This window comes from Pseudomonas sp. AKS31 (assembly GCF_023634765.1).
Taxonomy (GTDB): Bacteria; Pseudomonadota; Gammaproteobacteria; order Pseudomonadales; family Pseudomonadaceae; genus Aquipseudomonas.
Window position 1 is genome coordinate 61599 of sequence record NZ_JAMLFX010000003.1, and the last position, 13657, is coordinate 75255.

Consider the following 13657-nt stretch of genomic DNA (forward strand, 5'->3'; position numbering starts at 1 on the left):
CCATGCGCCGCTGGAAGTCTGAACGCACCGTTGGCCTGCATGATCCGCAGGTCAACGAGCATCACCTGGCATCGACGGGCCTGCCCGCAGACCAGCGTCTGCGCTTGCTCAGCTTCAATATCCAGGTCGGCATCAGCACCGAGCGCTATCGGCATTATCTGACTCGCAGCTGGCAGCACCTGCTGCCGCACAACGGGCGCTCAGGCAACCTGCAAAAGATTGGTGACTTGTTGGGTGACTTCGATCTGGTCGCCCTGCAGGAAGCCGATGGCGGCAGCCTGCGTTCAGGCTACGTCAATCAGGTCGAACATCTGGCGCAGCTCGGCGCCTTCCCTTATTGGTATCAACAACTCAATCGCAACCTCGGTCGACTGGCCCAGCACAGCAATGGCGTGCTCAGTCGCCTGCGCCCGTGGGCGATCGAAGATCACCCGTTGCCCGGCCCGAAAGGTCGCGGCGCGATCCTCCTGCGTTTCGGCGAAGGCCCGGAAGCGCTGGTAGTGGTGATGATGCACCTGGCCCTTGGCGCGCGAACGCGCAGCCTGCAACTGGCCTATATTCGTGAGCTGATCGGTGGTTATAAACATCAGATTTTGATGGGCGACATGAACACCCATGCCAGCGATCTGCTACAACAGTCACCGTTACGCGATCTCGGCTTGCTCGCCCCGCAGGTGGAAGCGACATTCCCCAGCTGGCGCCCTCAGCGTTGCCTTGATCATATTTTGCTCAGCCCGACCCTCACCCTGGAAAAGGTCGAAGTGCTGGCACAGCCGATTTCCGATCACCTGCCGGTCGCGGTAGAGATTCGTCTGCCGGGTTCGCTCACGGCCGATGCATTGCCCGCGTTGAGTCCTGCCCCTCGCGGAACCCCTGAATGAGCGACGACGCCCAGCGCTGGAAAGAGAAGTACCTCAAAAGCATCGAACAGCAAGACAAGCTTGAACGGCGCTGGGCCGCCAGGCTCGACTTGCTGCGGCGCGGTCTGGTGCGCAGCACACTCGCGGCTGAGGGCACCGACAAGGTCGTGGATCAATGCATGAAAGAGATGCGCGATGTGGTGCGCACCGACGACATGGACGCCGGCCTCGCCGCCCTGCTACCGCGCCTGGAAAAAGCCGTGCTCGATTCCGAGCAGCGCCGCGAAACCCGCATCGATCAAGTCAGCACCGCGCTGACGTCGCTGGTCACGCAGTTGCAGGCGTTGCCGCTGCCCCGTGAGGTCGCCCAGCCACTGAAGAAATTCGCCAAACAGCTGGATAGCCGCGTCGGCTCGGCGCGGGAAATGCCGCTGTTGCTGAGTGAACTCAGTGGTTTGCAGGGCAAGGCATTGAGCCAATTGGAGACGCCGGCAGAACCGGGACGTCCGGGATTGTTGCAGCGCCTGTTTGGCAGTCGCGATAGCGAAGAAGCACAAGTGACAGAATCGCCCGCGCAGGTTCCAGCCGCGCCGACGGCGCAACCGCTGGCTGCACCGCCCCCCGCACCGGAAACCGCACCGCCCGCGCCTGTCACGGCGGTTGAGCCGGTATCGGCAGCTCCCGCCATCCAAGCAGTTGCGCCTGTTGTCGAGCCAACAACGCCAGCCGCCCCAACACAGTTGGAACAGGCAGACGTGGTTGCCTTTGTGCCGCCCACGGTCGTCAATGAAGTCATCAGTGAACCGGCCGAACCGGCGGCAGAGCGCTTCGAACCCGAACCTGTTTTCGCCCCGGCTTCAGCGCCGGCTCAACCGCCGACCGCTGAGGCGATCAACCCCGATGAACTGATCCACCCCGGTGATCCATCGCCACTGATCCTCGACAGCCTGCCCCTGCCCGAACCCATCGCGCAGGCGCTGGCCGCCATCGACCCGGAACAATCCGAACACGACATCCTGTTCGCCCTGCCGGACACTCCGGAGCCGTCCTATAGCTCCGTGGCCAAACACATCGAAGATACCCTGATCGGCCTGCTCGACGACCTGACCCTGCCTGAACGCCACCGCCCGCAAGCCGAGGCCATGCGCGAACGGCTGAAACACGGCTTGAACTGGTACGAACTGATCCCGATCCTCGACGATCTGGCGACGTTGATGCTGGCGATCACCGACAGCGGCCAACACGAATTCGAAGCCTATCTGCAGCAACTCAACGAACGCCTTGAAGCGTTCCAGAGCAACCTGCAAGCGGCCAGTGCAGGCCATGCCGACAACAGTTCGGCAGCAAAGGCCATGGACACGCAAATCCGCGAGCAAGTCGACGGCTTGCAGACCAGCGTGCAGGAAGCAGCGGACCTGGAAGACCTCAAGCACGTACTGGAGAATCATCTCGAGGGCCTGCTCGGCACCATGGACCAGCACCAGAAACAGCGCGACGCCCGCGAGCAGGAAGTCGCCACGCGACTGAAAAGCCTGTCCGAGCGCGTGGCGCATATGGAACAGGAAGCCCAGGGCTTCCGCGAACATCTTGAAGTACAAAGGCAGAAAGCCCTGATCGACCCGCTCACCGGCCTGCCCAACCGCGCCGCGTGGAGCGAACGCCTCGAGCATGAAATCAAGCAGTGGCAACAGCACGGCAATACCCTGAGCCTGGCCATGCTCGACCTTGATCACTTCAAGCGGATCAATGACAACTATGGCCATCTGGCTGGCGACAAGGTGCTGAAAATCATCGCCACCGTGCTGCGCAAACGCCTGCGCGGCTCGGATTTCATTGCCCGGTTCGGTGGTGAGGAGTTCGTTCTGCTGATGCCGGCGACGCCACCAGCGGTCGGCGCCAAGCTGCTGGAAACCCTGCGCGCGGCTATTGAAGCCTGCCCGTTCCACTTCAAGGGTGAGCGCGTGACAATCACGATCTCCATGGGGCTGGCGACATTCCGTGCGGGAGAACACAGCGATCTGGTGCTCAAAAGAGCCGATCAGGCGCTGTACCGGGCGAAAAACGCCGGACGCAACCGAGTCGAGCTGGGCTGAGCAAATTGTTCCATTTTGTTTAAATCCGCCCGCTGACCGTCGACGCGCAAGGCAGTACGTTACACTGTTGCATTACTGTCTTGCGTGTACTGCCCTTTGCCATGAAATTATTTGCCCTCCTCACGTCGCTGCTCGTTCTGGCCGGTTGTGCCAGTGGCCCGCGTTACAACACCAGCCATCCTTCGGCCAATTACGACAGCCGCATCCAATTCGTGATCGTGCATTACACCTCGGCCTCACTGGAGCGCTCGCTGCAATTGCTGACCCACGGCGAAGTCAGCAGTCACTACCTGATCGGCGACGACAAGGGCGGCACCATTTACAAACTGATGGACGAAAACCAGCGCGCCTGGCACGCCGGCGAAAGCCAGTGGCAAGGCCGCACCTGGCTCAACTCCAGCTCGATCGGCATTGAAATCGTCAATCCGGGTTTCAAGGACACCCCGACCGGGCGCCTGTGGTACCCGTATAGCGAAGCGCAAATTCAATCGCTGATTGCCCTGCTCAAAGACATCAGCAAACGCAATGGCATCAGCCCGCGCCATATCATCGGCCACAGCGACATCGCGCCACTGCGCAAACTCGATCCAGGGCCATTGTTTCCATGGAAGCGACTCGCCGCCGAAGGCTTGGGCATATGGCCGAACGAACAGGCCGTTGCGCGCCAGCAAATGCTGTTCAACAACAGCGAACTGCCGAGCATTGGCTGGTTCCAGGCGCAGTTGGCGCACTTGGGGTATGACACGCCGCAGACCGGCGAACTTGACGTTGCGACGCGTCATGTCATCGCCGCTTTCCAGATGCACTTCCGCCCTGCGCGCTTCGACGGCACGCCGGATGCACAAACGGCCGCGTTGCTGCTGGTACTCAATCAGACAAAATAATGACGCCCGCCCGACGGTCAGGGCGAAATTGCAATCAGCAGCTATAACTCATTGGTAATTCTTCGGATATTCCATGATGGTTGCTACCCGAGAGACGCTGCGTAGCTGGTTTTATCGCCCCTGGTTTTTGGCGATGATCGCGGCTGTCCTCAGTGCCAGCCTGCTGATCGCCGGCGGTATGTTCGTGGCGATGCGTCAGGTCGAGCAAAGCGAAAGCCAGCAAATGAACGCGCAAGGCGAACGCTTCCTCGCCCGCCTCGAACAGTTGTTCGGCCAGTTGCGTGAAAGTCTCGATGACCTGGAAGCGCAGCCATTGCGCAGTTGTGACGATGAAATGATCGCCACGCTGCAGCAAGTCACCTTCAACTATCGCTTCGTCTACGAAGCGGCTTATATGGACGCTTCGCGGATCTGCTCCAACCGTCCGCGCCAGGAAGGCCTGTCGGGCGTTCGAGCGCCTGATATCAAAGGCCCGACCTACAGCTATTGGCTGAACACCACCACCGAACCCGATGAAAACCGTGCGGCGTTGATGCTGGGGCGCGGCAATTTCCGCGTGGCCACCTCGCGCGGACACCTGACCGACATGGTCGACCTGTCGCCCGGCAGCAGCCTGCTGGTGGTGCTCGACCATGGCACCCGCGCCATCCCGGTGCTGGGCACGGCGCAAGCCTGGCCGCCCACAGAACACTGGCCCCCGAAGAGTCGCGATGCCCTGCAAGTCACGCAGACCCGGCTGATCTACCGCATGCCCACCGACAACCCGGAATATCAGCTGGTGCTGATCACCCCCAGAACCGGCATGCACATTCCGGCTGTCTGGTGGTGGATTATCCCGGCGTGTCTGCTGCTCGGCGCCTTTGTCGGGTTTTTCGTGTTTTTACTGGTGCGCCAGCGTCAGTCTCTGGATGCCGAACTTCACGGTGCGATCCGCCGCGGCGAGCTGCAAGTGCTCTATCAGCCGATCTTCGACCTCGACAGCCGCAACTGCGTCGGCGCCGAAGCCCTGCTGCGCTGGCGTCGCCCCGACGGCACGCTGACCAGCCCCGACCTGTTTATCCCCATGGCAGAAAACACCGGGCAGATCCGGCAGATGACCGACTTCGTCCTGCAGCGCTTGCTCGAGCAACTGGGCCAGTTGCTGCGGGCCAATCCGCAGTTGTACATCTCGGTCAACCTGGCGGCCTGCGACGTGATGGTGCCGCGCATCGGCCAGGTCATGGCGCGGCTGCTTACCCTGCATCGCGTGGCCGCGAAACAGATTGCCTTCGAGGTCACCGAACGTGGCTTGATTGATGTGGTGGTGGCACGGGAAAACCTGCAAGCCTTGCGCGACGTTGGTCATCAGGTGTTGATCGACGACTTCGGCACCGGCTATTGCAGCCTCGCCTACCTGCAAACCTTGCCGGTCGATTGCCTGAAAATCGACAAAGCGTTCATTGATGCACTGGGCCATGACGCGGCCAGCAGCGGCGTCGCCCCACACATCATTCACATGGCCCAGGCGCTGGATCTCAAGGTGATTGCCGAAGGCATCGAACTCGAATCCCAAGCGCAATTGCTGCGCAGTGAAGGCGTGAAATTCGGTCAGGGCTGGCTATTCGCCCATGCGCTGAGCGCGGTGCAGTTCATCGAACTGATCACCCGTGGCCGGCGCCTCGCCGGACGGCGCATGGATGATGAAGCCTAGACGGCGAGCGCCATATAAAACTGCGTGCCCTGCCCCGGCCGCGAGTAAACGCCCATGCGTCCGCCATGCAGCTGGACGATTTCCTTGCACAGCGCCAAGCCCAGGCCGGCACCGCCCTTCTTGCGTCCAACCTGCACGAACGGCTCGAATATCCGCCCCTGCTGGCCGTAGGCAATACCTTCGCCGTTGTCTTCGACGCTGATAATCACCCGCTCGCCATGCCGACGTGCCTGCAAGCGGATCTGACCGGCGCGGGCGGTATGGCGCAAGGCGTTGTCGATCAGGTTGTCGAGCACGCGATCAAGCTGCGCCTGATCAGCCTGCAAACGCGGGAGTGGCCCCTGAACTTCGACATTGAGGACGATGCCCTTGGCTGCCGCCGAATCGGCAAAGCGCATCTGCGCCTGCTCCAGCAAATCTTCGATGGAACACGGCGCCAGTGTGAGCTTCTGCAGACCGTTCTGATAACGCGAGAAGTTGAGCAAGTCGTTGATCAATTGCATCAGGCGCTGCATTTCTTCATTCACGGTGTCGAGCAAATCGGCTTCGCGGGAGTCTGCAGGAAACTTCGCCCGTTCGCGGAACAGGCCGAATGCCATGTGCATGCCGGTGACCGGCGTGCGCAGTTCGTGTGAGGCTCGCAAGACGAATTCACTGCGTACCCGTTCGAAGGCGCGCTGCTCGGTGACATCGTGCAACACCATCACCGCGCCGAGGATATGGCCCTGGGTGTGGCTGACCGGGGTCAGGCTGTAGGTCAGCAGGCGGGATTCGCCGTCGACCTCGATACTCAGATCTTCCGGCGCCCGCTCCAGGGTGCCCCCGCGCAGTACCAGTTGCAGCTGCGCATCCAGCTCCGGGCGCTCCAGCGCCGTACCCAGTCCTTGGCCGAGACGGTCATCTTCCCAGCCTAATTGCCGCTGAGCGACCGGATTGAGGTGCTCCAGATGCCCTTGCCGGTCGATCATCAGCAAGCCGTCATCGATGCTGTCGAGTACTGCCTGCAAGCGCTGCTGACCGGCGAGCAATTCGTCGACATTGGTCGCCTGATGCTCGCGCAGTGCCTCGGCCATCAGGCCAAAACGTTTGGTCAGCAGGTTCATTTCCATCGCCGAGGATATCGGCAGGGTCACTTCAAAATTGCCTTGGCCGATATTGTCCGCGGCTTTCGCCAGCGCCTCGATTGGCGCGCCGAAACGCCGGGCAATGCCGTGAGCCGTGATGAAACCGATGATCAGCACCGCCAGCCCGACAAAGCCCAGCAGACCGGCGATCAGCAACGCGCGGTCGCGTGCCTCATGCTGTACCGCGTTGATGTTGTCCAGTGCATGTTTGTGTTCGGCGATCAGCCCGTTGCGCAGTGTATTGAAGCGCTCTCTGAAGTCGGCGCTGCTGCTCATCGAACTGGCGGGGTCACGCGACAGATCGAACGATTGCAGGAAGTTCAGGTAATCCGCTTTGGCCTGACTGAACCCGTACTGCCGACCATCACCTTCTTGCTCTTGGGCAATGCCTTCGTCGAGCAGTTGGAAGTAATGCTGTTTCGACGCTTCGAACGCTACCGGGTCGGGCTTTTCAGCCATCATGATGATCAGTTGATCACCCAGGGTCTGGCGCAATTTGAGCCCCAGATCCAACGTGACGAAGTTGCTGCGCACCAAGGTTTCTTGCGTTCCCGCCATCTGCATCACGCTGACCAGCCCGAGCAGCAGCCCGAGCAAGGCCACGGTGATGAGCGCGGAAATGCTCAAGAACAAACGGGTCCGCAACTTCATCGCCAGTTTCATCGTCGGGCGCTCACAGGTTGTACTGCTTGCGCTTGCGATACAGGGTCGAGGCGTCGATGCCCAGAGTTTTCGCCGCTTGATCCAGAGTGCCGGCGGTGGCGAGCACCGCGCCGATGTGAGCTTTTTCCAACTCGTCGAGACTCAACGCCGCACCGACTCTTGGCGCATTGTTGGCCGGTTGTTCGGCCATGCCGAGGTGGCTGATTTCCACGCGTTCCTGCGGGCAAATGATGCTTGCTCGCTCGACCACGTTGCGCAGCTCACGAATGTTGCCCGGCCAGCGGTAGCCGAGCAACGCCTCGCGTGCCTCGTCGCTGAAGCCGCGCGCCGGACGTGCGTACTCTTTAACGAAGCGGGCGAGAAAGCGATCGGCCAGCGTCAGGATGTCCTCGGCACGCTCGCGCAGAGGCGGCAGGTGCAGAGTGATCACATTGAGGCGATAAAGCAGATCTTCACGGAATCGGCCGTCACGGACCATGTCTTCGAGATTGAGGTTGGTCGCCGCGAGGATGCGCACATCAGCGCGGCGTGTAACCGGATCACCTACCCGCTCGTATTCCTTGTCCTGAATAAAACGCAGCAACTTTGGTTGCAATGTCAGCGGAAAATCGCCGATCTCGTCAAGAAACAGCGTACCGCCGTCAGCCTGATTGACACGACCGAGCGTGCTTTCGCTGGCACCGGTAAACGCCCCTCGACTGTGGCCAAACAGCTCGCTTTCCATCAGCTCAGCGGTCAACGACGGGCAATTGATGGTCACGCAGGATTTTTTCTCGCGCTTGCTCCAGCCGTGAATCGCTCGAGCCAGCTCACCTTTACCGGTGCCGGACTCGCCGAGGATAAGGATGTTGGCGTCGGTGCCGGCGACTTGGCGAGCAGTTTCGAGCACGACTTTCATCGCCGGGCTGTGGGAATCGAGACCGTCCTTCGGTTTGCGGATCTCGCCTTCGAGGGCTTCGAGGCGCGCCGACAGTTGGCGCACTTCCAGTTGCTTGGCAGTAGCCAGACGCAACTGGTCCGGGCTGCACGGTTTGACCAGATAGTCGGCGGCGCCGGCCTGGATCGCATCGACAGCGGTATCCACGGCCGAATGCGCGGTGACGATCACTACGCGCATCCACGGCGCCTGAATGCGCATTTGCGCCAGCACGTCGAGACCGTTGTCTTCGCCCAGACGTAAATCAAGGAAGCACAGGTCGAAGACCTGCCGTTGCAGCAGCGCCTCGGCTTGAGCCGCGCTGTTAGCAGTGGCGACCGTATAGCCCTCGTCTTCAAGGCAATAACGGAAGGTACGCAGGATGGCGGATTCGTCGTCCACCAGCAGAATGCGGCCTTGATGCTCAGTGGCAGATTCCATTTTTCCTACGCTCCATAGTGATTGGTCTTGGGTTAGTCCCGGAAAAATCGGGCAAGTTGCATGGTTGATTCTGAACGATGCCAGCCATAGGAGGGTAGCTCTCTCCTGCCTTTACGGCCAATACGTTGATTTTGTTGGTTTTTTAAACAAATGCCATTTGCAGGGCATTCCCTGCGTACTTTTCTGACATCTGCGCCCTGCTCTCAATTCCATAAGAATGAAATCTCCTACGAAAAAATCGTGCATTGCGCACGATCCCGGATGCCCCATCGTGCAGGATGCGTCGCAAACGTTTTTTCCATCACATATAACTTATTGATTTTATTGAATATTTTTCAAACAAAAAACTGGCATGCAGGCTGCAATACCTCATTCAGCCCGGGCAGAAATGAATTGCCCAACCCAACAAGAGAGTGAGGAACCCAGGATGACTCGCCAACGTGCCGCCCAAGTGCGTATCTCGCCACTGCATATCCAGCAAGGCCTGTTTGGCGTACTGGCGCTGTTGATCACTCTGATTGCTTGCCAGCAATACCTGCGCTGGGAAAACAGCCAGCAGGTTGAGCCGTTGATCTCGATCCAGCACAGCACGCAAACGCACTTCAGCGCCGTCAGCAGCAGCCAGGCCGAGAGTGCCTCGATGCGCATGATGGATGTCGATCAGGCACAGCCACTGGATCAGTTGCCACGTGAAGAGCGTTGGGTTTTCTAAAGAACACATGAATTCGGGCGCGCGGCGCCAGAACACGTAACACCCCTAAATAGAGAAGTAAGGAGAATCACCATGTTGAGCTGGGCAATTACATTCTTGATCATTGCCATCATCGCTGCAGTACTGGGCTTCGGTGGTATCGCGGGCACCGCCACGGGTATCGCCAAGATTCTCTTTGTCGTGTTCCTGGTGATGTTCATCGCTTCCTTCTTCTTTGGCCGTCGCGGCCGAGGTTAACGATGACTGTGTTTAAGACACTGGCAGCCGCCCTGCTTCTGGGCGGTAGTGCCATGGCGATGGCGGCCAATGATGGCCAGGCGCGGGTCAACGAGCTGCTTGCGTCTGACGCGCAGTACCGTGAAACCTGGGAAGGTGTGATCAAAAAGGAAGAGCGGGTACCGGAATGGGTAGTCAATCTATCCGGCACATCCGAGCAACAAATGAACGCGGTTACTGAGGATGGTGACCAGTATCTGGTGGGCCCGCTCTGCGAGAGTCAGGACAAATGCCTGAACCACCGCCTCATCGTGGCGTTCAGTTTCGACAAGGATGATGCCTACGCCATGCTGGTTGATGTGCCGGAAGGCCTGCCGCAAGACAAGTCGCCGACGCGACATGCGACTTATCGCTTCTTCGGTAAACCCGACCAAGGCATGCAGGATCTGCTGATGGAAACCCTGAAGAAAGATCCGAAGTGGTACTGATTTGAACATGAAGGCAGCAGCCCTGCTGCCTTCCATTGCGCCCACCTGAGGAAGGCAGGCGCATGACCAAGGGGCCGGGACGTTCTGACTGTTGCAGGGTCGGAGTGACCTACGGGTACAGGGAGTGCCTGCGCAAGGGCCGGGTCAGGGTAAAAGCTGCGTCGCAGGTTCGCCGGCCCTCAGTGGCTCGACGGACTTGCGCTGAGCTTTCAAACACGCAAAACATTGATCCAGAGCGTCCAGCTCACCCTTTCTATCGCTGACACTGCGCGCGAAAACATTACGCGGTGTTTCATGGCGACCGTATATCGACAAAGAGACCGCTTAAACAGTAGGACTTCTAGTCTTGCTTCGTAGGCTTTTTCCTAAATATTTCGTCGATTTTTCTCGTTCAAAAAACAACCAATCTACGCTGTGATGGCCGGTTCACGGCACTTATGCCGGCCGAAATGTCACAATCGAACCGGTTGGGACGCCAGTTTCATTTAAAAAAGCTCATGCCGATTCGGCATAGGGTAGGCGTTTACGGCATTAGACGGCGCAACCTTGCATCGGAATAGTTGCGCCTTTTTTCGCCTGCCGAAGAGCCGTAAATACGCGCTTCGGGGCACCTTATACGGAGGCAGATGCATAGACTTTTCCGCTAAGAGCGTTCCAGTTCCTGCATGTGCCTGAGTCAAACGCAAGTAAGGGTAAAGATAATGAAGAAGGCAAAAATCAGCCTCGCCTGGCAGATCCTCATCGGTCTGGTTCTGGGTATTGCAATTGGTGCGTTGCTCAACCACTTCAGTGCCGAGAAGGCCTGGTGGATCAGCAACGTCCTGCAACCGGCAGGCGATATCTTTATCCGTCTGATCAAGATGATCGTGATCCCGATCGTCATCTCTTCCCTGATCGTCGGCATCGCCGGCGTGGGCGACGCCAAGAAACTCGGGCGGATCGGCCTGAAGACGATCATCTATTTCGAAATCGTCACCACCATCGCCATCGTTGTCGGCCTGCTGCTGGCCAACCTGTTCCACCCGGGCACCGGCATCGACATGAGCACCCTGGGTACGGTCGACATCTCCAAGTACCAGGCGACCGCCGCCGAAGTACAACATGAACACGCGTTCATCGAGACCATCCTCAACCTGATCCCGTCGAACATCTTCGCGGCCATGGCCCGCGGCGAAATGCTGCCGATCATCTTCTTCTCCGTGCTGTTCGGTCTCGGTCTGTCGAGCCTGCAGTCGGACCTGCGTGAACCGCTGGTGAAGATGTTCCAGGGCGTTTCGGAAAGCATGTTCAAAGTCACCCACATGATCATGAACTACGCGCCGATCGGCGTGTTCGCGCTGATCGCGGTGACCGTAGCCAACTTCGGTTTTGCCTCGCTGCTGCCGCTGGCGAAACTGGTGATCCTGGTTTACGTCGCCATCGCCTTCTTCGCCTTCGTGGTACTGGGCCTGATCGCCAAACTGTTCGGCTTCTCGGTGATCAAGCTGATGCGCATCTTCAAGGATGAGCTGGTGCTGGCCTACTCCACCGCGTCTTCGGAAACCGTGCTGCCACGCGTGATCGAGAAGATGGAAGCCTACGGCGCACCGAAAGCCATCTGCAGCTTCGTGGTACCGACCGGTTACTCGTTCAACCTCGACGGTTCGACCCTGTACCAGTCCATCGCCGCCATCTTCATTGCCCAGCTGTACGGCATCGACCTGTCGATCAGCCAGCAACTGCTGCTGGTCCTGACGCTGATGGTCACCTCCAAAGGCATCGCCGGTGTGCCGGGCGTGTCCTTCGTGGTGCTGCTGGCCACTCTGGGCAGCGTTGGTATTCCGCTGGAAGGCCTGGCGTTCATTGCCGGTGTCGACCGCATCATGGACATGGCGCGTACCGCGCTGAACGTGATTGGTAACGCGCTGGCGGTACTGGTTATCGCGCGTTGGGAAGGTATGTACGACGACGCCAAAGGCCAGCGCTACTGGAACTCCCTGCCCCACTGGCGCAGCAAGGAAAAACTGCCGGCCGGCGAAATTTCCAAGAACTGACACCCCCCTGTAGGAGCTGCCGCAGGCTGCGATCTGTTGATCTTGCTGTTAAAAAACAAAATCAAAAGATCGCAGCCTTCGGCAGCTCCTACAGTAGATTGAGGCCACCCGGTAAATCGGGGGGCGGCAGATCCATACGAACCCCGGAGAAATCCGGGGTTTGTCGTTTCTGGCCACCCCGCTATCATTCGCCGCATTCTTCGGGGGATTTGACTGATGCTTAATGGCCTGTGGCTTGGCTTCTTTGTCGTGGCAGCAATATCTGCGCTGGTGCAGTGGCTGGTCGGCGGTAACGCCGGGATTTTCGCAGCGATGGTGGAAAGCATTTTCGCCATGGCCAAGCTCTCGGTTGAAGTCATGGTGCTGCTGTTCGGCACCCTCACCCTGTGGCTGGGCTTCCTGCGCATTGCCGAGAAGGCCGGAATCGTCGAATGGCTGGCCAAAGTCCTCGGCCCGCTGTTTCTGCGGTTGATGCCGGAGGTTCCGCCCGGCCACCCTGCCCTTGGCCTGATCACCCTGAACTTCGCGGCCAACGGCCTCGGCCTCGACAATGCGGCGACGCCCATCGGCCTGAAAGCCATGAAGGCGCTGCAGGAACTCAATCCCAGCGCCACCATCGCCAGTAACGCGCAAATCCTCTTTCTGGTGCTCAACGCCTCCTCCCTGACCCTGCTGCCGGTGACGATCTTCATGTACCGCGCCCAGCAAGGCGCGCCGGATCCGACGCTAGTGTTTCTGCCGATCCTGCTGGCGACCAGTTGCTCGACGATCGTCGGCTTCCTCTCGGTGGCATTCATGCAGCGCCTGCGGATCTGGGATCCGGTGGTGTTGGCCTATCTGGTGCCGGGCGCGCTGCTCCTGGGTGGGTTTATGGCGTTGCTCGGCACCCTTTCCGCGACGGCTTTGGCGGGATTGTCGTCGATCCTCGGCAATCTCACGCTGTTCGGGTTGATCATGCTGTTTCTGATCATCGGCGCGTTACGCAAGGTCAAGGTTTATGAGGCGTTCGTCGAAGGCGCGAAGGAAGGCTTCGATGTCGCGAAGAATCTGTTGCCGTATCTGGTGGCGATGCTGTGCGCGGTTGGCGTGTTGCGCGCATCCGGGGCACTGGACTTTGGGCTGGATGGCATTCGGTATCTGGTCGAGTGGGCCGGTTGGGACACGCGATTTGTCGATGCGCTGCCGACGGCAATGGTCAAACCGTTTTCCGGCAGCGCGGCAAGGGCGATGTTGATCGAAACGATGAAGACCTCGGGCGTTGACAGCTTCCCGGCGCTGGTCGCGGCAACGGTGCAGGGCAGTACGGAAACGACGTTCTATGTGCTGGCGGTGTATTTCGGCGCGGTGGGGATTCAACGCGCGCGGCATGCGGTGGGATGTGCGTTGCTGGCGGAGCTGGCGGGTGTACTCGGCGCGATTGGCGTCTGCTACTGGTTCTTCGGCTAAGCAAAAATCCAATGTGGGAGCGAGCCTGCTCGCGAAGGAGTCGTGTCAGTAACATCAATGTGAATGACACACCGTATTCGCGAGCAGGCTC

Annotated in this window: 11 protein-coding genes; 9 read left to right on the top strand and 2 right to left on the bottom strand. The window is 59.5% G+C overall.

Annotated features, from left to right (window positions below):
- Positions 1–2: 2 nt before the first annotated feature.
- From M9827_RS11315 to M9827_RS11330, 4 genes are all read left to right on the top strand, one after another.
- Entirely contained in the window at positions 3–881 is an 879-nt protein-coding gene (locus M9827_RS11315; RefSeq protein WP_250605527.1) for an endonuclease/exonuclease/phosphatase family protein, read from the top strand.
- Positions 878–2953: a GGDEF domain-containing protein gene (locus M9827_RS11320; protein ID WP_250605528.1), complete on the top strand. Its 2076-nt coding sequence runs from the start codon at positions 878–880 to the stop codon at positions 2951–2953. Before M9827_RS11315 ends, M9827_RS11320 begins: the two co-directional genes overlap by 4 nt.
- A 101-nt stretch (positions 2954–3054) precedes the next feature.
- Positions 3055–3837, top strand: a complete 783-nt coding sequence (locus M9827_RS11325; protein WP_250605529.1) for an N-acetylmuramoyl-L-alanine amidase — start codon at positions 3055–3057, stop codon at positions 3835–3837.
- A gap of 76 nt (positions 3838–3913) precedes the next feature.
- A complete protein-coding gene (locus tag M9827_RS11330) occupies positions 3914–5527 on the top strand; it encodes an EAL domain-containing protein (protein ID WP_250605896.1) in 1614 nt (537 codons plus the stop codon).
- Here M9827_RS11330 and M9827_RS11335 read toward each other — a convergent pair.
- Positions 5524–7314: a KinB sensor domain-containing domain gene (locus tag M9827_RS11335; RefSeq protein ID WP_250605530.1), complete on the bottom strand. Its 1791-nt coding sequence runs from the start codon at positions 7312–7314 to the stop codon at positions 5524–5526. The two genes, M9827_RS11330 and M9827_RS11335, sit on opposite strands and share 4 nt — an antisense overlap.
- Positions 7315–7324: 10 nt before the next feature.
- On the bottom strand, positions 7325–8671 hold the full coding sequence (gene algB, locus M9827_RS11340) for a sigma-54-dependent response regulator transcription factor AlgB (RefSeq protein WP_047297450.1): 1347 nt from the start codon (positions 8669–8671) through the stop codon (positions 7325–7327).
- Between the two features lie 427 nt (positions 8672–9098).
- Between algB and M9827_RS11345 the strand changes: the two genes are divergently transcribed.
- The 5 genes from M9827_RS11345 to M9827_RS11365 all read left to right on the top strand — a co-directional run bounded on the left by M9827_RS11345 (position 9099) and on the right by M9827_RS11365 (position 13566).
- Entirely contained in the window at positions 9099–9383 is a 285-nt protein-coding gene (locus tag M9827_RS11345; protein ID WP_127925304.1) for a hypothetical protein, read from the top strand.
- 72 nt (positions 9384–9455) lie between these two features.
- Positions 9456–9620, top strand: coding sequence for a DUF1328 domain-containing protein (locus M9827_RS11350; protein WP_003177151.1), 165 nt, complete (start codon positions 9456–9458; stop codon positions 9618–9620).
- Between the two features lie 2 nt (positions 9621–9622).
- Positions 9623–10087 carry an inhibitor of vertebrate lysozyme family protein gene (locus M9827_RS11355; RefSeq protein ID WP_250605531.1) on the top strand — a complete coding sequence of 155 codons (465 nt, stop codon included), beginning with the start codon at positions 9623–9625 and terminating at the stop codon, positions 10085–10087.
- A 701-nt stretch (positions 10088–10788) separates the two neighbouring features.
- Entirely contained in the window at positions 10789–12120 is a 1332-nt protein-coding gene (gene gltP, locus M9827_RS11360) for a glutamate/aspartate:proton symporter GltP (protein WP_034152229.1), read from the top strand.
- A gap of 216 nt (positions 12121–12336) precedes the next feature.
- Positions 12337–13566, top strand: coding sequence for a spore maturation protein (locus M9827_RS11365; RefSeq protein ID WP_250605532.1), 1230 nt, complete (start codon positions 12337–12339; stop codon positions 13564–13566).
- The last annotated feature ends 91 nt before the right edge of the window (positions 13567–13657 follow it).

Coding starts and splice junctions, on each gene's coding strand:
- M9827_RS11315 (WP_250605527.1), top strand. CDS start 3: ATGCGCCGCTGGAAGTCTGAACGCACCGTTGGCCTGCATGATCCGCAG.
- M9827_RS11320 (WP_250605528.1), top strand. CDS start 878: ATGAGCGACGACGCCCAGCGCTGGAAAGAGAAGTACCTCAAAAGCATC.
- M9827_RS11325 (WP_250605529.1), top strand. CDS start 3,055: ATGAAATTATTTGCCCTCCTCACGTCGCTGCTCGTTCTGGCCGGTTGT.
- M9827_RS11330 (WP_250605896.1), top strand. CDS start 3,914: ATGGTTGCTACCCGAGAGACGCTGCGTAGCTGGTTTTATCGCCCCTGG.
- M9827_RS11335 (WP_250605530.1), bottom strand. CDS start 7,314: ATGAAACTGGCGATGAAGTTGCGGACCCGTTTGTTCTTGAGCATTTCC.
- algB (WP_047297450.1), bottom strand. CDS start 8,671: ATGGAATCTGCCACTGAGCATCAAGGCCGCATTCTGCTGGTGGACGAC.
- M9827_RS11345 (WP_127925304.1), top strand. CDS start 9,099: ATGACTCGCCAACGTGCCGCCCAAGTGCGTATCTCGCCACTGCATATC.
- M9827_RS11350 (WP_003177151.1), top strand. CDS start 9,456: ATGTTGAGCTGGGCAATTACATTCTTGATCATTGCCATCATCGCTGCA.
- M9827_RS11355 (WP_250605531.1), top strand. CDS start 9,623: ATGACTGTGTTTAAGACACTGGCAGCCGCCCTGCTTCTGGGCGGTAGT.
- gltP (WP_034152229.1), top strand. CDS start 10,789: ATGAAGAAGGCAAAAATCAGCCTCGCCTGGCAGATCCTCATCGGTCTG.
- M9827_RS11365 (WP_250605532.1), top strand. CDS start 12,337: ATGCTTAATGGCCTGTGGCTTGGCTTCTTTGTCGTGGCAGCAATATCT.